The following is a 19,331-nucleotide window of genomic DNA, read 5'->3' on the forward strand; positions in this document are numbered from 1 at the left end:
TATGTTTTTTTCAGTCATTATCCCCCTTTTTAACCGTCCGCAGGAGATTGACGAATTGTTGCAATCGTTGACAAAGCAACGATACCAAGAATTTGAAGTGATCATCGTGGAAGATGGCTCCTCGAAGCCAGCCAAGGACAATGTTGAAAAGTATGTGGGTTTGCTAGACGTACATTACTATGCCAAACCTAACGAAGGGCAAGGCTTTGCCCGTAATTACGGATTTGCGCGTGCTAAGGGCAATTATTTTATTGTATTTGACTCTGATATTTTAGTACCGCATGATTATTTTGATCATGTATTAACTGGATTGCAACGTGATGGCTGGGATGCTTTTGGTGGGCCAGATGCTGCGCATTCCTCTTTTACAGCAATCCAGAAAGCAATTAGCTATTCTATGACAAGTCCGTTCACCACGGGCGGGATTCGCGGCAATAAAGCACATTTAGGGCCGTTTCATCCCCGAAGCTTTAATATGGGCTTATCCAAAGAGGTGTATAACGCCACAGAGGGCTTTAAGCTTCCCCGACGTTCGGAAGACATTGAATTCAGTGTGCGGATGATTGATATGGGGTTTCGCGTAGGCTTGATTCCAGAAGCTTTTGTGTATCATAAGCGGAGGGCAACGTTCGTGCAGTTTTTTAAGCAAACCAATTATTTTGGTAAAGGTCGAATTGATATCTACCAACTTTTCCCTAGGGAGCTGAAGCCAGTACATGCTTTACCCACGGTCTTTGTATTAGGATTAGCTGTCCTAATATTGCTTAATCTTATCAATTTTTTGTTTCCATCTCCATCCACATTACTTTTAGCCTTGGCGATGGTGGGAAACATTCTTTTGTCTCTCTACACCTTGTTATTGTTCTTGCACGCTTGCTTCAGCACGAAAAGCGTGTGGATCGGATTATTGAGTGTGTTGGCAGCCTGCACGCAGCTTATTGCTTATGGAACTGGATTTTTAGGGAGCTATGTTCAAAAGGTGTTGTTGAAAAAATAACCCGATTTTAAAATCGGTAAATCGTTCAAAGTTTGCTATTTTGGCATAAAATAAAGAAGCGTGATTGCATTTACACAACATAATTTAGGAAAGCTGGAAGAACTATTTGCGGAGCTGGGCTACAGGGTACGCTATGAAAAAGGTTCCTTTCGGACAGGCGCGTGTGTGCTCCAACATACGAAGGTGATTATGGTGAATAAGTTTTCAAACCTGGAGGTAAGGATACAGTCGCTAATCCAGCTGCTTCGGGAAATGGATGTCGACATGAGCAACTTAGACGATAAGAAAAAGGAGTTTTATAAAGTTGTCCGGAAAGTGGAGGCTCAATTGTGAGAGTAACATTTTTAGGCACTGGCACCTCGCAGGGTGTACCCGTAATAGCTTGCCAATGTGCTGTTTGCCAGTCGAAAGATACAAAGGATAAAAGGCTTCGTACGTCGATTTACATAGAGATCGATCACTTACACATCGTTGTAGATACTGGTCCCGACTTTCGTTATCAAATGTTGAGGCAAGATGTAAGGTATTTGGACGCGGTGCTGATAACCCATTCCCATAAAGACCATATTGCGGGTATGGATGATGTTCGTGCCTTCAATTACCAACAGCAGCAATCCATTCCTATCTATGGAAGCGTAGCAACGCATGAAGCATTAAAGCGAGAATTTTACTATGCCTTTGGTGAGATCAAATATCCCGGGGTACCTCGATTGGAATTGAAGCCCATTGCTACAGGCGAAGCTTTTTTTATTGAGGAGGTACGTATTCTCCCTATCGAAGTTATGCACCATAAGATGCCAGTCTTAGGCTTTCGTTTAGGTGATTTTGCTTATATTACCGATGCAAAAACCGTAACCGAGCAGTCCAAAAATTTATTGAAAGGTGTTAAAGTTCTTGTCGTCAATGCTTTGCAAAATGAACCGCACATATCCCACTTTACCCGGGATGAAGCCTTGGCGTTTGCTCACCAAATAGGTGCGCAGCAAACTTATTTAACGCACATTAGCCATCGGTTTGGTAAACATCAGGAGATTGAAGCTGATTTGCCTCAGGGTGTGAATGTAGCGTATGACGGCCTTTCTATCTTGGTTTGAGGTTGTTAATATTTGTAAAAATAAACCAAAACTTTTCCCCCGTTAACCGTGTTCATATGGTGTAAACAAACAAGAATTTATTATTCAAATGTAAAAGTTATGGGAAACATTCTTTATTTAGTGGCCGTTATTTTAGTAATAATTTGGGCCGTTAGCTTTTTCGGCGGATACGCAACAGGTGGTATAATTCACATCTTATTAGTTATAGCTATTATCGCGATTCTTTTGCGTGTTATCAGAGGCGCCGCTTAAGTTTGTAGTAATTGTAAGTACATTTGGGCTATCTTAAGATCATCTTCGAACGTGATTTTAATATTCTTATGATCACCTTTAATGATGTGTATAGGATAGCCCAATTTCTCTACGACAGAGGCATCATCTGTAAATGATGCATGCTCAGGCTGCATGAAAGCATCATTCAATAGCCTTGCATTAAAGGTTTGCGGTGTCTGTACAATCCAAACCTGATCTCGATCAATTGACTCACTTTTGGACGGCACGCCTATCCTCACAGAATTTGTACTTTGTACTGCTACGATGTTAGCGCTATGCTCGCGCAATGCAAGGAAGCACTCGTCGATCAGCTTAGTAGAAATTAGCGGCCGCGCCGCATCATGAATAGCAACACCCACCTCCTCTAAGCGGTTAGTTTCTATCTTAAAAATTTCCTGAAGTCCATTCTTAACGCTCTGAAAGCGGCTTTTGCCACCATGAATGATGGTATGAGGAATCGCGAAGTTGTGATTTAAGCATAGCGCCTCCCAGTAACTGCGCATGGATTCATTCAGAACAACAATTATTTTTGGATTACTACTTGACGCAGAAAAGCGTTCAATAGTGTGCATCAACACAGGTTTATTCCCCAATAGTAAAAACTGTTTTGGCAGATCGCTATTCATACGGCTGCCACTGCCGCCGGCTACTATGATAACATATTTTTCACGCATATTAGGATCAGTTTTAATTGGAATATTTGATAATGCTACCTCTTTCGTGGTCGTTCACGACATAGGCTGATCTTGGGATGCGTTCTTTGAGTTCTTCAACATGGGATATGATGCCCACAATTCTGTTTTCACGATGAAGATATTGCAGTGTCTCGAATACGGTGTTCATGCTTTCCGCATCTTGGGTGCCAAATCCTTCGTCGATAAAGAAGAAGTTTTTATCTGCATTATTGAGTGCTTGAATGCTTTCCGCTAGTGCCAGTGCCAGGCAAAGCGATGCCTGGAAACTTTGCCCGCCGGAGAGCGTTTTTACCGACCGTCGAAAGCCATTGTTCAAAAAATCGATCACTTCGAATTCATTATTCTCATTAATAGCCAGACTTAAATTGTTTCTAGTCAACCGGTGGAAGCGCTGGTTAGCTATCTCACATAGCCGCTGCAAGTGTATGCTTGATACATAGTTTACAAAACCTGATCCGCGGAACAAATTCTCTAATGTGGTCAAATTGCTTTTTCTCGACAGCAGCTTTTCGTATTCTTCGAGAAGTTTTTCTTTTTTTTCAAACTCTACTTGTAGTCGCATACACTCTTTTTCCAATGCACCCACTATCCGTATGCGTAATTCCAATTCCTCTTTTTTGAGCGCGTGTAATTGGAGTCGATCGCTATAAATATCTTCATCGTAACCGTCGTCACGTGTTTTCTCTTCAAGCTCCAATAGTTGTTGAGATGAAATTTGAAGACGGACGTTGAAGTCTTGAATCAGTTTACGCGTTTGATCTATATTGATTTGCTTTTGCAAAATATGATGGACCTGGATAATATCATCGAAGCCATGCGCCTTTAATGAAGCTGAAATTTCAGACTGCCGTGCACTGAGCTGTTGCGAAAGATGTTGGAATTGCTCTTTGGCTGCCGAGCGCTCTCCGTTGATGGCTGCAAATTCTGTTTTAAGCTGCTGAATAGCTTCTGTCAGTGATTTGTAAGTGTCCTCGAGGTATTGTATTTTGGTATCGATATCTTGCTTTCGGTTTATCAAAAATGATTCCTTGTGTTGCGTAAAATCTTGCAACTTCAGAATCTGAAGTTGGTTTTCGCTTTGTCGTGCTAGACTATCTATAACTACGAGGTTTTGTTCCAGTTCCGCGATAGTTGCTTTGTACTTTTCAAGTTTTATTTGTGCTGCCGCGGCATTGTTACGGGCATCTTTCAGCTCAGTCTCCATGCCTTTAATGGCATTCTCGACAAGGACATTATCATTTTTATAGGCCATAAAAGATGTTTTGTCTCCCGGCATAAAATCATTCCAGCGGAAGGCTCCTTTATGTTTCATCCGTTGTTTTTCTAATTTAGATGACATCTCCAATAGCTGATCCACTTGTAGTTGTTTTTCTTTCAAAAGTATGCTGCTACGAGTTAGATCTTGAAATTGTATTTTGAGCGCTCTTAGTTTTTGAGTTGCGACATCTTTCTCCATGTGCAGCTCCCTTTTTCGTGTGGAGGGGTCACTAGATACCATTTGATTGGGATGATCTAATGAGCCACAGAGGGGGCAGGGCTGCCCATTCGCTAAATTTTCTGCAAATTCGCTCAGCTTAGCCTGGACGTTTAAATGGTTTTCTTCGTTCTGAAGTTCAGTTAGCTGTTGATTCCAATTGTCCTCCGTTTGTTTAAGATCGTGTTCCCAACTGTCAGCTAGCGTTCCTTCTTCTTTAAACTTACCATTGATGTTCGCGATCTCTGTCACTAGCGAATCGTTTTGCCTCGTAATCTCCTTTTCTTTTTCCGCCAGATTATCATCTGTTTGGTACCAACTTTCTAATTCAAGCAATACGCCGGTGTCAACTTTTTTGTGCTTAAGCGTGTCGAGCTTGGATTCCAGATCCAGTATGTTTGTTTTTAATGCAGATTCTTCTAACTGGACAGCATCCAAGTGTGGCTTACCATCCTGAATACGCTTGCTGATGGTCTTTTTCTGTTCTTGCTGCTTTTGAATATGTATCAACAGTTTAAGATCTTCGCTTTCGCGCCTGTAACGTTCTGTATTTTGATGATCTAGGGCAATCTTCTCCCATTGAATCTCCTTTTCTTCTAAGCGAGACAATACCTGTTGCTTGCGGGCGGTAAGTTGCTCGAGCTTAAATGTCACCTGTTCCTTTTCTTTATTGAGCCGCTGCGTTTGCTGCAGGATATCTCGAAATACGCGGTCGGTAGTTTCATAAATCTGCAGATCTTGCTGCAGCTGCCGAATCTTGGGTTCCTCCAGGCTTAAGGCGGCCACCTCTTGCTTTTTGCCCACTAACTCTATCCGTAAGCGCTTACACTCGGCCATTCGAGTTAGCTCTATATCAAGGTCGGTTGTTTCTGCCTTCAGTTCTGCAAGACCTAGTTGCGCCGTCTCGAATTCTTTTTTCTTTTCCTGTAAAATATCTGTGCTTACGGCCTCAAAGCCTGATAGCGCACCTTTTAGCAATTCGATCTTACTGGTGTTTTGCCGCTGCAGATGGGAAACTTTCGGGCCCAGATCAAAGCGATTGAGATTGAAGATTTCCTTCATCATGTCGGATCGGTCTTTCCCACGAAGTTCGAGGAACTCCTTAAACTGCCCTTGCGGAATAATAATGGTTCGTCGAAAATTCGGATAGGTGAGACGCGTGACTTCAGCGCCATCTGCGGATGTCAAAGGCGTCCAGTCATCATTCTTCCATTCGTACGCGAATCGTTCCAGCGATGTTGTTTCTTCAAATCTTTTGCGACGTTTCCATTGCGCTACAAATCTAAATTTGCGCTGTTCGAAATTTATAAAATCAAAGATGATGCTGGCGGCATCAGATTTCAAATTAAGCATATTATAGGTACGCTTCTCCTGTTTATTTAACCGCTCCGTTTCGCCGTATAAGGCAAAACTTATTGCTTCAAGGATCGAAGATTTCCCGGAGCCGACTTTTCCAAAAATGCCGAAAAGGCCCGCCTCTGTTAATCTTGTAAAATCAATCTCTTGTTTATGCTGATAGGAATATAATCCCTCGATACTTAGATATAAAGGTAACACGCTTTAGTCCTCCGTTTCTGATTCACTATGTATGACTTCATTTAACAGATCCATAATTTCGGAATTAGGTTCTTGACCGAGCCGGTAATGGAAATAATCTTGAAACAGGGCGTCTACGTCCTGATCTAGATTGATAGATTGCACTTTTTCCGTCGTCATTTCTTCACTTTTTACGACAGGAATAATATGAATAATGCCATCATGTGCTTCGTGGATTCTTTTCAAATCGGCAGAGCTGATAAACTTATTGCTAATCAACGTCAGTTCAACTAGCGTATAGGGATTGGCGTTGAGCCACGCTACCGCCTCATCTATGCTTGAAAACCGCTTTCTATACAGCTTTCGGCCGCTGCGTAATACAGATTTACGATAAGTCACGGGTTGCTGCGGTTGAGCGTCTACAATAGCAACTCCTTTTTCCTGTTCTGCTTCGGAAAATGAATAGGGCAGTGGGCTACTAGGGTATACCACCGGCGCCAAATGCCCCCCTATTTCCTGAAACCGGTGAAGGTGTCCTAAAGCGGTATATTGAATGCTTCCGGGAATTCCATCAGCGTATATTAAATCTGCGTTCCCCACTTTAATTGGCTTTTCACCTTCAGGCTCTTCCAGTATAGTGCCCCCGCGTTTAAGCATATACAAGTGAGCGGTCAATATATTGACACCTTGCTCGTCGCAATACATTCCTGCTAACTGTTGCCAATGATTGTGCAACACCTCATTCAGCATTTGCTCCTTATTGTCGGATCCCAGGTATTGTTTGAGGCGAAGCTCGTTAGCAAACGCGGTATGTATGATGCGTAAAGGGTAATTAAATTTTGGGAGAAGTATTTCTATAAATCCGTAATCGCTGCGGCTTATGGCATAGCCATGTTGAATATCAAAGACAGGTATTTTCGCTTTCGGGAAGCCTATAAAAATAATTCCGCACTCGCGCGCTAGCACATCAGGGGCATCGATACGATCCGCACTGTCGTGATTTCCGGCGATAGCGATTACTGGTCTAGCTCCGTTTTTACAAAGTTTTCTTAGGGTTTTATAAAGAAGCTCCACGGCCTCCACCGGGGGGTTAAACGTATCGAATAGGTCTCCGGCAATAATGATAACATCTACCTCCTCTTCATCAGCTTTATCACAGATTTCATCGAGCACCTCGCGCTGTTCCTCCAAACGAGAGAAATAGTCTAGTCGTTTACCTAAATGCCAATCTGCTGTATGTAGTATCTTCATCCTGTTTTAATTTTGAGATCAACACCCATGAGCTAGGGGGTGAATCTTTTGGAAGCAGCTGCTACTTTCTTATTTCAATGTTGCCCTTCGTCATTCTGCTTTTTGTCAGAATGGCCTAGATTTTTATTCGGATTGACAAGGTCTCTGAGCAGCTGTTTCAATTCTTTGGTTTCAGGGAATCTCCCTTCCACCTTTCTGTCGAAAATAACCTGGTCTTCCACACTGACGAGAAAGCGCCCCGCAATTTCACTTGGAACCAGCGTTACCCCGAAAATATCATCGGTAAAAGTTGTGAGCAGCTCCTGCGCGAAATAGGCCGCTCGAAGAAGCCAACCGCACTTAGGGCAATAGATAATGGTGACGGTCTTTTTCATTGTCATATAGTTTTTAAAGGCGCTGCTTTTTCAAAAGTAAGGAAAACAGAGGATAGATGAAACCTCTGTATCCAAGTGGTTGCGTTTTTACATCGATTGCAGAACCATCGGGCAATGGATTTAGCTTTTTTTAACAATAGGCTTTTTTTTAAAGATCTGTGAGGTTTCGATAAAATATGCTATTTTTAGATCTTCGAAACAAGTCAGTGCAGATACGTATCAATCTGTCTATTTAGTAGTTATGTGGAAATATATCGTTTTGTTGGCATGCATGTCGACACAAATAGCGCTTGCACAGCAGGAAGCTGTCAAAGGAAAGACGTCGTATGATTTTTTAATTGATACAGAACATTACGATGCAGAAGATAGCAGCCCGCTGATCATCTTTTTACATGGTAGAAGTCTTTCCGGTCGTGATTTAAACCGTGTAAAGCGATATGGCGTACTGTATGCTAAGAATCGCGGATTATCTATTCCCACATCCCTCATTGTTGCTCCACAAACTGCTTCGGGATGGGATCCCGATAAAGTGGAGGATGTTTTAGACTACGTTTTAAAGAACTACAATGTCGATGAGAAGCGTGTTTATGTCTGTGGAATGAGTATGGGGGGATATGGAACGATGGATTTTGTAGGTAAATATCCCGATCGGGTTGCGGCGGCAGTAGCCATTTGCGGCGGTGGTACAGCACGGTACGCTGAAAACCTTTCAACAGTGCCGCTGTGGATCCAGCATGGAAGCGCGGACCGCGCTGTGCCGGCCTCAGAAAGTAAGAAGATTTATAAGGCCATAAAAAATGCAAATCCAGCTGCCGACGCCACGCTCACTATTATTCCCGGTGGGACGCATGGCAGTGTCGAACGTCTTTTTCACCAGGATGATATGTATGAGTGGCTCTTCCAACATACCAAAGGAGACTAAGCAAATATCTATTTGAATTTACTAAATATATTAGTAGATTTGGCTATGGATTCAGGTATCAAATACGATGGATATTTCAAAGGGCGAGGAGCACAGGTAAATCCCAATAATAAATTTTTCAGTCAACACTATGTGCAGCAGCACGTGGAAGGTCTTGATGAGCCATATCTAGAATCTTCTTCTACCAAGATTATTCCTACCTATCCAAAAGTTATCCTTTCTAAAGTAGATAGTCCAGACATAGGATTTTATAAGTCATTGAATCCGTATCAAGGTTGCGAGCATGGCTGTATTTATTGCTATGCCCGCAATTCCCACGAGTATTGGGGTTATAGCGCTGGGTTGGATTTTGAGCGGAAAATTTTGGTGAAATATAATGCTGTTGAGCTTCTGGAAGCTGAGTTCGAGAAGAAAAATTACGTTGTGGAAAGTATTTTCATGTCCGGCAACACAGACTGCTATCAGCCGGTCGAACGAAAACTGGGCATTACCCGCAGCCTATTGTCTACCTGCTTGAAGTATAAACATCCAGTATCGTTAATTACGAAGAATGTTTTGATGTTACGCGATCTAGACATCTTGTCGGAGCTAGCAGCGTTAGACCTCGTGAGCGTTTCAGTAACAATCAATAGCCTTCGTGAAGAGGTGAGGCGTAAAATGGAGCCCAGAACGGCGACTTCGACGGCGCGCTTGAAGCTAATAGAGACGCTCACCGAAAAAAATATACCTGTTTCATTGATGATTGCGCCCATCGTTCCCGGGATTAACAGCGACGAGATGCCCGCCTTGATAAAAAGTGCTGCAGACGCAGGTGCAAAATGGGCGAGTTATACCATCGTTCGCTTAAATGGTGCCATTGCTGACATCTTTAAAGACTGGGTTCACAAAAACTATCCCGATCGTGCGGCTAAGGTATTGCATGGTATTGCTTCCTGCCATGCTGGAAAACTCAATGATAGCGAATGGGGGCGGCGGATTCGCGGAGATGGCGAGGTTGCGGATCTTATTGGTCAATTGTTCAAATCAGCTACAAAGAAATTTATGGACATGGAACCTCGTCCTACCCTGCGGACAGATCTATTCGAACGGCCTAACCGTAGCGCGCAAATGCGTTTGTTTTAAACTTTAGTAGGATACATTGTAAAGTTTACTGCCGACAATAAAAAAAGCCTCTTTAAATTCTTAGAAATTAAAGAGACTTTTTGTTGGATTTTACTTTTTATTGTTGAATCGGTGCTGGCGCTTCTTCTTCAAAAAGAGGTAAATCCTTTATGATATTATACCAGGATATTATCTTTTTTATATCAGAGGAATACACACGAGATTCATCATGTCCTGGTGCTATCTCGCGAAAGAACTCACGCAACGTATTTCCATCTGCTTTGGCATCAGGCGTTTCCTTACCCGATTCCTTTAAGGTCTGAAAAACATCCAATAGTCTAATTTCATCTTCTTCGCCATAGATTGTTATATCTTCTAGCGTAGCCATCTTTGTAGTGGATAAGTTTACTGTTGATTTCACTTTTTTCTCATCCAGCGATTCCAAAATAAAACCACCTTTATTTTGACCAATCAATTTGAAGAGGCCGGGTTTCCCGGTAACTGATACTAATGCTCTTAAATTCATAGCCAACAAATTAATCTTCAGTAACTTCAATTGCTAGGATACGATCGCCCTGACGTATGCTGTCGACAACATCTACATTTTCGATCACTTTACCGAAACAAGTATGGTTTCTGTCTAAGTGTGCCGTATTGTTCCTACTGTGGCAGATGAAAAATTGAGAACCACCTGTATTGCGACCAGCGTGCGCCATGGAAAGAACGCCACGATCATGGTATTGGTTTTCACCTGTCAGTTCACAATCTATTTTGTACCCTGGACCGCCTGTGCCTGGTACGCCTGTAGCACCTTCTCTCGTGTTCGGACATCCTCCTTGGATCACAAAATCCGGAATAACACGGTGAAAAGCCAACCCGTCATAATAACCAGATTTCGCTAATTTGATGAAATTTGCTACTGTATTTGGAGCGTCTGCTGCGTAAAATTCCACAGTCATATCGCCTTTTTCTGTCTTAATAATCGCTTTACTCATAGTTTACATATTAATTTCGGAACTGCAAAGATAAAGTTTCTGTCGGAATTGTCTTCCTAGAATTGGTTAAGAATTGTTAATGGATTTATTAATAGGTTTTTCGTTTTTAAATAACTAAAAAAATTAGTAACTTGCGTTAGCCATTTATAATTGAAGATGATTGAAACGCAAAAACTTGTAATTCGCGATTGGTCAGAAGCTGACCGGCCTCGTGAGAAATTATTAGAGCAGGGGCGTAGGTCGCTAACGAATGCTGAGCTGATAGCCATTTTGATTGGTTCGGGTTCCACCCAAGAAACTGCCGTGGAGCTCTGTCGCCGCATTCTCGCTGATTCCAAAAATAGCTTAAATAGCCTTTCCAAGCTCGAAGCCGTTGACCTTTGCCGCTACAGGGGGATAGGTCATGCAAAGGCAATAGCTATTATCGCAGCGCTGGAGCTCGGTCGCAGACGCAATGAAACAGAACCTGAGGTACAACCGATTCTGAACAGCAGCAAGAGGGTTTATGAATACTTTCGCGCACAGATGCAAGATCTGACCCATGAAGAGTTTTGGGTTTTATATCTTAACACTGCCTGTAAATTGATCGACAAACAACTGATTGGGAAAGGTGGGAATGATTTTACGCCAGTTGACGTAAGGGTTGTGCTAAAATACGCATTAAATACACATGCGAATTCCGTCATTTTGATCCACAATCATCCATCAGGTACGTTAAAAGCTAGTCAAGCCGATAAACTGCTCACAAAAAAAATACGTGACGCCGCTTTGCTTCTCGATATCAAGGTGAACGATCACATTATATTTACCGACGAAGGGTATCTCAGCTTTCGCGATGAGGGGTTGTTTTAACTATCTGGTCTCTATTGAAAGACCAGATAGCGCGAGTTCTGGAGCAAAGCACAACAATTTAAGCTGTGTGGATTGATCGTTAAAATAAGCCGAACATTTCAGCTTCTATTTTTCCAATGATTTTGCCCAAATCCTCCGGATTGCTTGCAAAGTCTAAATTGTCTTTGTCTAGAATCAGTAATTTACCTTCTTTGTAGTTTCCGATCCATTTCTCGTATTTCTCGTTGAGCTTCGATAAATAATCTAACCGTATAGCTGATTCGTAATCACGACCCCGCTTCTGAATATTGTTAACTAAGGTTGGAACCGAAGCACGCAAGTAGATCAACAGGTCTGGCGGTTTGATGTAATGAACAATGCTTTGAAAAATATTGCTATAATTCTCAAAATCGCGCGCGCTCATTAATCCCATATCGTACAAGTTCTCGGCAAAAATATATGCATCTTCATATATAGTCCGATCTTGAATCATATTTATTCCGCGGCTCTGTAAATCTACAATGTGTCTGAACCGGCTGTTGAGAAAAAATATCTGAAGATTGAATGCCCAGCGTTTCATGTCACTGTAGAAATCCTCCAGGTAAGGATTATTATCTACCGCTTCAAATTGTGGCTCAAAATTTAAATGCCGTGCTAGCTTCTCTGTCAAAGTTGTTTTGCCGGCTCCTATGTTTCCTACAATCGCTAAATGCATGGTGATGGATTAATAAATAGATTTTAATAAATGTAAATCGATGACTAAAATAACCTTTTGATGCCGATGATCTCGCGAACTTCTTGTATCGTTTTACGCGCGCTCTCACTTGCTTTTTCGGCACCGAGACGCACTACTTTCTTCAGGTACTCGTCGTCGTTCGTGATATCGTTGATCCTCGAACGTACAGGTTCTGTAGCCAAGATCATATCTTCTGCCAGTTGTTTCTTAAAGTCGCCATAGCGAATAGCGCAGTTATTATAGAGATCTTCAAAATGCGAAAGGGTGTCTGCTGTGGAGACCACCTTCATTAGATCGAAAAGATTTTGAATAGCTTCGGGTTTAGGCTGGTTCATCTCTGTTGGCCCGGAATCTGATACGGCACGCATCACCTTCTTGCGGATGACCTCCGGGGCGTCACTCAAATAAACGCAACTAGCATCGCCATTTGATTTTCCCATTTTCCCATTTCCATCAAGTCCAGGAATTTTAACCAATTTATTGCTGTAGGAGAATGCCATCGCTTCTTGGAAGTACTCGACATTGTATAGCCTATTGAAACGATTTGCAAAGGTGCGTGTCATTTCAAGGTGCTGTTCTTGGTCTTTTCCAACAGGCACCTTTGTGCCGTGATGCAATAAGATGTCAGAAGCCATCAATACGGGATAGGTAAGGAGGCCTGCGTTAACGTTATCCGGATTTGAACGCACTTTATCTTTAAAAGCTGTGGCGCGCTCCAATTCTCCGAGGTAAGCATTCATGTTTAAATACAGGTACAGCTCCGCTACCTCAGGCACATCGGATTGTACATAGATAGTGGATGTTTCAGGATTAATGCCGGCTGCTAAATATTCGACGACTACCTCACGCACCGTGCGGCTAAGATCGCCAGGTGTAGGGTGCGTTGTGAGCGAGTGCAAATCCGCAATAAAAAAAAAGCAATTGTATTCATCTTGCATTTTTACAAAGTTGCTCAATGCACCATAATAGTTGCCCAAATGTAGTTTCCCGGTACTTCTGATACCGCTTACAACAGTTTCCTTCATGTCGCGAATTTACGTATAAATTGCTAAATCCAAGCAAGCTGCCTATATTAGTTTCTTCAATCCGCACTTATGCTAAACAACATTTTTTTTAAAGGATGCGTTACAGTTCTTCTGTTCATCAATATAGGTTTTGCGCAAACGAAGATAGTTGAATTTTCGGATGCGCTATGTAGCTATAGAGGCCATTATGATAGTCGAAAATTTACAGAAAGACAACTTCTAAACACCTACACGATGTTTGAAAGAGGGTATTCGGTAGATGATAGTGGAACATTGACGGAGTTAACTACCCGTTCCGACTCCGTAATCCGCGAGCTAACCGCTCTAGATATTGTAGATGATGTATATTTTAAAAAACTTAAGGAGGATATCCTTCGATATGTTAAGCAGACACAAACTTTAAAAAAGATCCAAAAGACTGCGAAGCAAAAGCCGGAAGGCTTGTTAGCAGCTGTCCGAAAGGACAGCAAAGCATGGCATTATGCTAAAGCTTTAAATAGCGGAGGGGAACCGCTTTTGAACGCCTACCAGGCGCTCGTTAAATCGCAGATGGAAGTTAACGCATGGCCACAAAATCTTTGGGATAATTACCTCGAGAATATGAGCAAAGATAATAAGTTGGATTTGGCTTTCGATTATGTATTAGTCTACGGTTGGTGGAACAGTGCTAATCGCCTTGTTGACCACGTTGTGTATGACGGTACCCAGATGAACAACTTTTTTAAGCTATTTATTAAAGTGGATACCTTAGATTGTGATGAGCCATAAACTATTTGACACGAATTAAAGTTTTTTTGCTTCGTTCCAGTACGCATCCATTTCGTCAAGTGTCATTTCTTGTAGCGTTTGTCCGTTTTCAGAGGCGCGGGTTTCAATATGGTTGAACCTTTTTATAAATTTTTTATTGGTGCGTTCCAATGCATTTTCAGGGTTTATTTTTAGATGACGTGCGTAATTGATTAAGGAGAACAGTAGATCGCCAAACTCCTGTTCTGCTTTGTCCAAATCTACGTTGTCAGCATTTTCAATATCGAATTCATCTTTAAATTCTGCTAATTCTTCTTCTACCTTCAACCAAACCTGGCTCTTATCTTCCCAATCAAACCCTACACCCCGTACTTTGTCCTGAATGCGGTACGCCTTGACTAACGCAGGGAGCCCCTTTGGTACGCCGGAAAGCACAGATTTGTTCCCTTCCGCAAGCTTGATTGCCTCCCAATTTCGTTTCACATCATCTTCGTTAGCAACTTCCGTATCACTGTAGATGTGCGGATGGCGCGCAATTAATTTCTCACAAACATTGTTTAGTACGTCTACCACATCGAACTGTTTTTGTTCAGCAGCGATTTTTGCGTAAAACACCAAGTGCATCATGACGTCGCCCAGTTCTTTTTTTATTTCTGTATGGTCCTTCTCTAGAATCGCGTCCGTAAGTTCATACATTTCTTCAATAGTAAGATGTCTCAAAGACTCCATCGTTTGTTTGCGATCCCAAGGGCACGCTATACGAAGGGTATCTAGAACGTTAAGCAATCTTTCAAAAGCCTTGCCGGGAGTGTGTTGAGGTTCTGGAGCGATATATGCCATATTTGTAAAAAGTGTGCTATTCTCTAAAATGAAACCAAACTTAGCTATTTTCAAAGACTTGCACAACGCCGCTTTGTGCTAAGCACAACCTTTTCTGCAAGCAAGGTATTTCCTCTTTCTAACAAAAATATAAAACAGAATTTCGTTCCGGCATGTTATAAGGATGAAAGGATGTAAAGTATTATGGAAACGAAACACAACTATGAAACAACAGATGTGGCACTTGCTAACCTACAGCAGATGGGCTATACAATTGATTTTAATGTGGAATTTGATGAGATATTGAACGACGCTGATCATTATAAGATTGACCACTTATACCGGTATGAAGGACCCTCAAATCCAGATGATGAGTCTACGGTATACGGTATTTCCAATGAAGCTAACGGAAAAAAGGGAGTCTTTGTCGCTGGGAATTTGTCTCTTATTGAAGGTAAGAAGCGAGATATAATACTTAATTTAGAAATTAGGTATAGACATGATCAAAATGCTCGATAAATTACATATGGTTTTGCTAGGCTGTAAACCTTCCGGACGGTTCACAGAGCAGCACGATATATTCTTCGGCATAGGTGCCGATCTTCGTGATCTTAAGCCGGCGATGAATGCATTTTGGAAAGAAGCGAAAGGAAAATTACATGTCGACGCATGGCGTGAAGTGACTGTGGTGGATGGTTTCGCTATCGAAGTCAGGCCAAGGACCGAGTCTGTAGAATCCAATTTGAAGCTTTTTTTTGTTAATTTAGGCGGTTATCGAGGTCAGGATTTTGAGGAATACCATTACAAGCAGCTGGTTGTAGCGCAGGATGTGGCGGGAGCAACGAAAAAAGCAAAGTCAAGTGTTTTCTTTCGGGAGCATATATCACCGCATATTGATGATAAGTATGGATTGGACGTTGACGATATATTTTCAGTAGAAGATGCGTTGCCTGAAGGTATGCGGAGTGTGTACCAACTTGTTATAACCCCAATTGCTGGACAGGCTGTTGACGATGATATTGCGATTGGCTATTTGAAATTTTCCAGTCTAAAATAAGAGAGGAAACGGAGGCGCATATCGTGCCTCCGTTTGCGTTTTTAAATGCCCATCTCTTTCAAGATAAATTGCGCATTATCAATTTTATCTGCTATCCATAACACATAGCGAATATCAACACCGATGGAACGGCTGTAATTTTCGTTCCACGCGAAATCATTTATGGTTGCGTCGTAAGAGCGGTCAAAGTTCACCCCGATCAACTCGCCATAGGCGTTCATAATCGGCGAGCCTGAGTTTCCTCCCGTGGTATCCATGTTGTATAAAATATTGACGGGCACATCGTTCAGATCTTTTTTTGTGTAAGCACCGAAATTCTTTGCCAGCCATGCCGTTTTGATACTCTCTGGATATTCAAATTCCTGCAAACCTGAATTTCCCTTTTCGATAAGTCCTTTTACCGTTGTAAAAGGCTTCATAAACGTTGCATCAGCGGGACTGTAGCCTTTGATGTTTCCAAACGTCAGGCGGAGCGTAGAGTTTGCGTCTGGGATAAAACTTTTAGCCTGAAATTTTTCCTTGACAGCAACGTAATCACCCATCAGTTTGTTTAACATGCCTTCACGCCGCTTCTGTTCGTTATTAAATACGGTCAGCTCGGTATCTAACTCTTTCTGCGCGGCAAGAAGATTATCTGTGTAGCTTTTTATCGATTGGACGTCGTTTAAGATCGTGTTGTAAAGTACATCTTTGTTATTCAACTTCGATTTTTCTATAGCATTTGTGATGTAGGAAGCTGCTTCATCTGCACTCGTAAAGTTTTGCTTTTCGAAAAACGATAGTTTGTTTGCACCATCAAAGCGGTAGGCGTCTTGGAACATACGCTGCGCTACAGATTTGTCCACCTCGATGTTGTAGCTGGCATAGATTGCATCAAGATGTTTTTTAACTTCTTGGATATTTAAAGCAAAGAAATCCTGCTGTGTTTTTGCTCCATTTTGCTTCACAATGGCCGTCTTGAAGTTATTAAGCGCATTGGCAACGCGTAAAAGTGGTGTGCTGCTATACATGTTGTTGAACCAAAGCTCTTTTTGAGCAACCTCAAAAACAGTCTGATAGTGCTTGTCTATGTCTGTCATCAAGCTGCCATACTGCGCCTTTAGTGTTGGATTATTGTTGATGAACTGTGCGAGGCTTTGATCTTCCTTGCGTTTGGCTTCTACAAGGCTAAGATTGTGCAATCCTTTTAATTTGCCGTTGTAATTTTTCAAGACATTTGCGTTTCGTTTTATGCGCGTAGCCAACGCCAGCTCGGTAGCAAGATCATTCTTACCCGCATTAAGCATTTGTTGGTTCTGAAACTCGTATAGGGTTGACGTGTACGGCAGCAGAAATTTCTCTTGATAATCCAGGTATTGTGCTGGACGGTGTCTGAATGTCCGGCCTGGATAACCGAGAATGAACACAAAGTCGTTTTCGTTGACGCCCTGCGGATTTACTTTCAGGTGCTTTTTTGGTTTGTAGGGAATATTTTCTTTGTTGTATTTTGCTGAAGAGCCATCAGGTGCTACATAAGCCCGCAGGAACGAGAAATCTCCCGTGTGGCGCGGCCACACCCAGTTATCGGTTTCGCCACCAAACTCGCCGATATCCTGTCGAGGGATATACACCAAACGAACGTCTTCTATTGTTTTATACCGAAACAAGACATAGCTTTTTCCGATAAACATTTCTGACACTTCCGCTTTTATGCTGCGGTCTTCCGCTTCTGCACGTTGCGCGATTTCCGCACGTTTCCTATTGATTATATTTATCCGTTCTGTCGGATCGGTAATATTTGCTACAGAATTCAGTATTTCAGATGATACATCCGTGTAAGAATCGGTAATGCGTATGGTTAATCCCTTTGCTTCGATTTCCTGCTCTCTGTTATTGGCTACAAAACCATCCTTCAGATAGTTAAACTTTGGCGTACTTGCCAGTTGAACCGCGCTGAATGCGCAGTGATGGTTTGTTATGATCAAGCCATTCGGTGAAACAAAAGAACCTGTACAACCACTAACTTGCACTAAGGCATCTACCAAACCGATTTGTCCGGGGTTATAGATGTCCTTTTCCGTTATTTTTAACCCTGCTTTTTTTAATCCCGCCCTGTTTAGTTCGCTTAAAGGGAACATGCCGTCATCAGGGATGGCGCCCGAAAAGTTAAAAGCGCTTGCTGCAATTAATAACGCGCAGGCGAAGCTACCTCTTAATGTCAATGTCTTCATAATCTTCCAATCTCGTGTTTAGGATAGCAAAGGTAGTAAAGATTTTTAAGCTCTTTCGTTTTACGATGTATAGCGCTTAGGGCATTATTGCATCTGAACATCAATTAGAAGCCAAGAATATTCGGTTTTCAAAGCTTTTAACTTTTGAGACAAATACTGGTGTAATACATTCTGAATAGCTACCTTTGCATAGCTAAAATTTATAGCATGACACTTGTCCAATTAGAATATATTATTGCTGTCGATACATACCGCAGTTTCGTGGCAGCCGCCGAGCATTGTTTTGTCACGCAACCAACGCTAAGTATGCAGATACAAAAGTTGGAGGAGTCAATTGGGGCGAAGGTATTTGATAGAAGCAGACAGCCTGTAGTTCCTACCGAAATTGGAGAGAAAATTATCAAGCAGGCGCGGGTAATAATAAACGAAAGCAAAAAGATCGGCGAACTATTGCAGGAAAGTAAGGGGGAAGTGTCGGGAGAATTGAAAATAGGTGTCATACCTACCGTCGCGCCCTATCTGCTTCCAGACTTACTGACTACGTTTTTGAAAAACTATCCGAAGTTGCAATTACAGATTTGGGAATATACAACGGAGCGTATTCTTCAGGAGTTGAAGTTAGGAAAATTAGATTGCGGGATCTTATCTACACCACTTCAGGAATCAGGAATAGAAGAAATGCCGCTATATTATGAAACTTTTGTGGCGTACGTCTCTGAAAAGAGTTCGCTTTATCAAAAGAAAATGGTGACGACGGATGAAATCGCGGACGAAAAACTGTGGTTGCTGAACGAAGGGCATTGTATGCGCGGACAGGTCTTGAATTTATGCCATTACAAACATAATCAGGGAGCTGCAGGAACTTTTGAATACAACACGGGTAGTGTGGAAACGTTGAAACGTATGGTCGATATCAATGGCGGGTTAACTATTCTGCCAGAGATGAGCGTTTTGAACTACGATGAAGATCAATTAGGCCACGTACGTTATTTTAAGACGCCAGAGCCTGTGCGTGAGATTAGTATAGTGACAACCACTAATTTTGTGAAAAAACAAGCGGTGCGTGCGCTTAGGAATGAGATTCTACAGCTTGTTCCGGAACGGTTTAAAACGAAGAAAAAGAAAGAGGTTATGGCTTTTGAATTATAAAGCTAGATTAAACATGTTGAATTACTCTATTTACAAAAAACTGGA

The 19,331-nt window shown here is 42.0% G+C and carries 21 protein-coding genes; 11 read left to right on the plus strand and 10 right to left on the minus strand.

Features of this window, described 5'->3' with window-relative positions:
* The first annotated feature begins 1 nt into the window (after nucleotide 1).
* From DI53_RS13715 to DI53_RS20090, 4 genes are all read left to right on the plus strand, one after another.
* Nucleotides 2–997, plus strand: a complete 996-nt coding sequence (locus DI53_RS13715) for a glycosyltransferase (RefSeq protein WP_037500694.1) — start codon at nucleotides 2–4, stop codon at nucleotides 995–997.
* Between the two features lie 60 nt (nucleotides 998–1,057).
* Nucleotides 1,058–1,330 (plus strand): hypothetical protein, encoded by a 273-nt coding sequence (locus DI53_RS13720; protein ID WP_037500697.1) that lies wholly within the window; start codon nucleotides 1,058–1,060, stop codon nucleotides 1,328–1,330.
* Entirely contained in the window at nucleotides 1,327–2,091 is a 765-nt protein-coding gene (locus tag DI53_RS13725) for an MBL fold metallo-hydrolase (protein ID WP_037500701.1), read from the plus strand. The genes DI53_RS13720 and DI53_RS13725 overlap by 4 nt, the downstream gene beginning before the upstream one ends.
* A 99-nt stretch (nucleotides 2,092–2,190) precedes the next feature.
* A complete protein-coding gene (locus tag DI53_RS20090; protein ID WP_117624894.1) occupies nucleotides 2,191–2,343 on the plus strand; it encodes a lmo0937 family membrane protein in 153 nt (50 codons plus the stop codon).
* Here the strand turns inward: DI53_RS20090 and DI53_RS13730 are convergent.
* The 4 genes from DI53_RS13730 to DI53_RS13745 all read right to left on the minus strand — a co-directional run bounded on the left by DI53_RS13730 (nucleotide 2,340) and on the right by DI53_RS13745 (nucleotide 7,694).
* Nucleotides 2,340–3,038: a 2-C-methyl-D-erythritol 4-phosphate cytidylyltransferase gene (locus DI53_RS13730; RefSeq protein WP_037500704.1), complete on the minus strand. Its 699-nt coding sequence runs from the start codon at nucleotides 3,036–3,038 to the stop codon at nucleotides 2,340–2,342. The two genes, DI53_RS20090 and DI53_RS13730, sit on opposite strands and share 4 nt — an antisense overlap.
* Nucleotides 3,039–3,051: 13 nt before the next feature.
* On the minus strand, nucleotides 3,052–6,090 hold the full coding sequence (locus DI53_RS13735) for an AAA family ATPase (RefSeq protein ID WP_037500707.1): 3,039 nt from the start codon (nucleotides 6,088–6,090) through the stop codon (nucleotides 3,052–3,054).
* A gap of 3 nt (nucleotides 6,091–6,093) precedes the next feature.
* A complete protein-coding gene (locus DI53_RS13740; protein ID WP_037500710.1) occupies nucleotides 6,094–7,320 on the minus strand; it encodes a metallophosphoesterase family protein in 1,227 nt (408 codons plus the stop codon).
* A 74-nt stretch (nucleotides 7,321–7,394) separates the two neighbouring features.
* The gene (locus DI53_RS13745) at nucleotides 7,395–7,694 is read right to left on the minus strand and encodes an Rdx family protein (protein ID WP_037501086.1); all 300 of its coding nucleotides are present in this window, start codon (nucleotides 7,692–7,694) and stop codon (nucleotides 7,395–7,397) included.
* A gap of 271 nt (nucleotides 7,695–7,965) precedes the next feature.
* Here DI53_RS13745 and DI53_RS13750 point away from each other — a divergent pair, with 271 nt between their 5' ends.
* Together DI53_RS13750 and DI53_RS13755 are read left to right on the plus strand one after the other, a co-directional pair.
* Nucleotides 7,966–8,616: a carboxylesterase family protein gene (locus DI53_RS13750; RefSeq protein ID WP_241462431.1), complete on the plus strand. Its 651-nt coding sequence runs from the start codon at nucleotides 7,966–7,968 to the stop codon at nucleotides 8,614–8,616.
* A gap of 45 nt (nucleotides 8,617–8,661) precedes the next feature.
* Nucleotides 8,662–9,738 carry a PA0069 family radical SAM protein gene (locus DI53_RS13755; protein WP_037500716.1) on the plus strand — a complete coding sequence of 359 codons (1,077 nt, stop codon included), beginning with the start codon at nucleotides 8,662–8,664 and terminating at the stop codon, nucleotides 9,736–9,738.
* Nucleotides 9,739–9,835: 97 nt separating this feature from the next.
* Here the strand turns inward: DI53_RS13755 and DI53_RS13760 are convergent, their stop codons facing one another.
* Entirely contained in the window at nucleotides 9,836–10,243 is a 408-nt protein-coding gene (locus DI53_RS13760) for a DUF5606 family protein (protein ID WP_037500719.1), read from the minus strand.
* Between the two features lie 10 nt (nucleotides 10,244–10,253).
* Nucleotides 10,254–10,712 carry a peptidylprolyl isomerase gene (locus tag DI53_RS13765; protein WP_037500721.1) on the minus strand — a complete coding sequence of 153 codons (459 nt, stop codon included), beginning with the start codon at nucleotides 10,710–10,712 and terminating at the stop codon, nucleotides 10,254–10,256.
* A 156-nt stretch (nucleotides 10,713–10,868) separates the two neighbouring features.
* Here DI53_RS13765 and radC point away from each other — a divergent pair, with 156 nt between their 5' ends.
* Nucleotides 10,869–11,564 carry a RadC family protein gene (radC, locus tag DI53_RS13770; protein WP_037500723.1) on the plus strand — a complete coding sequence of 232 codons (696 nt, stop codon included), beginning with the start codon at nucleotides 10,869–10,871 and terminating at the stop codon, nucleotides 11,562–11,564.
* 79 nt (nucleotides 11,565–11,643) lie between these two features.
* Here radC and DI53_RS13775 read toward each other — a convergent pair whose 3' ends face one another.
* Nucleotides 11,644–12,258 (minus strand): deoxynucleoside kinase, encoded by a 615-nt coding sequence (locus tag DI53_RS13775; protein ID WP_037500725.1) that lies wholly within the window; start codon nucleotides 12,256–12,258, stop codon nucleotides 11,644–11,646.
* Between the two features lie 44 nt (nucleotides 12,259–12,302).
* Entirely contained in the window at nucleotides 12,303–13,304 is a 1,002-nt protein-coding gene (gene trpS / locus DI53_RS13780; protein ID WP_037500728.1) for a tryptophan--tRNA ligase, read from the minus strand.
* Nucleotides 13,305–13,538: 234 nt separating this feature from the next.
* Here trpS and DI53_RS13785 point away from each other — a divergent pair, with 234 nt between their 5' ends.
* Entirely contained in the window at nucleotides 13,539–14,072 is a 534-nt protein-coding gene (locus tag DI53_RS13785; RefSeq protein ID WP_131555281.1) for a hypothetical protein, read from the plus strand.
* A gap of 15 nt (nucleotides 14,073–14,087) precedes the next feature.
* On the opposite strand, the gene mazG is transcribed toward DI53_RS13785, so the two are convergent.
* Entirely contained in the window at nucleotides 14,088–14,891 is an 804-nt protein-coding gene (mazG, locus tag DI53_RS13790) for a nucleoside triphosphate pyrophosphohydrolase (RefSeq protein ID WP_037500734.1), read from the minus strand.
* Between the two features lie 183 nt (nucleotides 14,892–15,074).
* Here mazG and DI53_RS13795 point away from each other — a divergent pair, with 183 nt between their 5' ends.
* On the plus strand, nucleotides 15,075–15,389 hold the full coding sequence (locus DI53_RS13795; RefSeq protein ID WP_037500739.1) for a hypothetical protein: 315 nt from the start codon (nucleotides 15,075–15,077) through the stop codon (nucleotides 15,387–15,389).
* Nucleotides 15,379–15,927: a DUF1543 domain-containing protein gene (locus DI53_RS13800; protein ID WP_081939471.1), complete on the plus strand. Its 549-nt coding sequence runs from the start codon at nucleotides 15,379–15,381 to the stop codon at nucleotides 15,925–15,927. Before DI53_RS13795 ends, DI53_RS13800 begins: the two co-directional genes overlap by 11 nt.
* 41 nt (nucleotides 15,928–15,968) lie before the next feature.
* Here DI53_RS13800 and DI53_RS13805 read toward each other — a convergent pair whose 3' ends face one another.
* Nucleotides 15,969–18,137: a S46 family peptidase gene (locus DI53_RS13805; RefSeq protein WP_037500746.1), complete on the minus strand. Its 2,169-nt coding sequence runs from the start codon at nucleotides 18,135–18,137 to the stop codon at nucleotides 15,969–15,971.
* Between the two features lie 207 nt (nucleotides 18,138–18,344).
* Between DI53_RS13805 and DI53_RS13810 the strand changes: the two genes are divergently transcribed.
* On the plus strand, nucleotides 18,345–19,286 hold the full coding sequence (locus tag DI53_RS13810; protein ID WP_037500755.1) for a hydrogen peroxide-inducible genes activator: 942 nt from the start codon (nucleotides 18,345–18,347) through the stop codon (nucleotides 19,284–19,286).
* The last annotated feature ends 45 nt before the right edge of the window (nucleotides 19,287–19,331 follow it).

Source organism: Sphingobacterium deserti, assembly GCF_000757725.1.
Lineage (GTDB): Bacteria > Bacteroidota > Bacteroidia > Sphingobacteriales > Sphingobacteriaceae > Sphingobacterium > Sphingobacterium deserti.

Bases quoted from the DNA above. Each gene is read 5' to 3' on its own strand.
- mazG (WP_037500734.1), bottom strand. From the start codon at position 14,891: ATGGCATATATCGCTCCAGAACCTCAACACACTCCCGGCAAGGCTTTT.
- DI53_RS13810 (WP_037500755.1), top strand. From the start codon at position 18,345: ATGACACTTGTCCAATTAGAATATATTATTGCTGTCGATACATACCGC.
- DI53_RS13750 (WP_241462431.1), top strand. From the start codon at position 7,966: ATGTCGACACAAATAGCGCTTGCACAGCAGGAAGCTGTCAAAGGAAAG.
- DI53_RS13740 (WP_037500710.1), bottom strand. From the start codon at position 7,320: ATGAAGATACTACATACAGCAGATTGGCATTTAGGTAAACGACTAGAC.
- DI53_RS13755 (WP_037500716.1), top strand. From the start codon at position 8,662: ATGGATTCAGGTATCAAATACGATGGATATTTCAAAGGGCGAGGAGCA.
- DI53_RS13760 (WP_037500719.1), bottom strand. From the start codon at position 10,243: ATGAATTTAAGAGCATTAGTATCAGTTACCGGGAAACCCGGCCTCTTC.
- DI53_RS13765 (WP_037500721.1), bottom strand. From the start codon at position 10,712: ATGAGTAAAGCGATTATTAAGACAGAAAAAGGCGATATGACTGTGGAA.
- DI53_RS13795 (WP_037500739.1), top strand. From the start codon at position 15,075: ATGGAAACGAAACACAACTATGAAACAACAGATGTGGCACTTGCTAAC.
- DI53_RS13805 (WP_037500746.1), bottom strand. From the start codon at position 18,137: ATGAAGACATTGACATTAAGAGGTAGCTTCGCCTGCGCGTTATTAATT.
- DI53_RS13775 (WP_037500725.1), bottom strand. From the start codon at position 12,258: ATGCATTTAGCGATTGTAGGAAACATAGGAGCCGGCAAAACAACTTTG.
- radC (WP_037500723.1), top strand. From the start codon at position 10,869: ATGATTGAAACGCAAAAACTTGTAATTCGCGATTGGTCAGAAGCTGAC.
- DI53_RS13785 (WP_131555281.1), top strand. From the start codon at position 13,539: ATGTTTGAAAGAGGGTATTCGGTAGATGATAGTGGAACATTGACGGAG.
- DI53_RS13800 (WP_081939471.1), top strand. From the start codon at position 15,379: ATGCTCGATAAATTACATATGGTTTTGCTAGGCTGTAAACCTTCCGGA.
- DI53_RS13730 (WP_037500704.1), bottom strand. From the start codon at position 3,038: ATGCGTGAAAAATATGTTATCATAGTAGCCGGCGGCAGTGGCAGCCGT.
- DI53_RS13745 (WP_037501086.1), bottom strand. From the start codon at position 7,694: ATGAAAAAGACCGTCACCATTATCTATTGCCCTAAGTGCGGTTGGCTT.
- DI53_RS13715 (WP_037500694.1), top strand. From the start codon at position 2: ATGTTTTTTTCAGTCATTATCCCCCTTTTTAACCGTCCGCAGGAGATT.
- trpS (WP_037500728.1), bottom strand. From the start codon at position 13,304: ATGAAGGAAACTGTTGTAAGCGGTATCAGAAGTACCGGGAAACTACAT.
- DI53_RS20090 (WP_117624894.1), top strand. From the start codon at position 2,191: ATGGGAAACATTCTTTATTTAGTGGCCGTTATTTTAGTAATAATTTGG.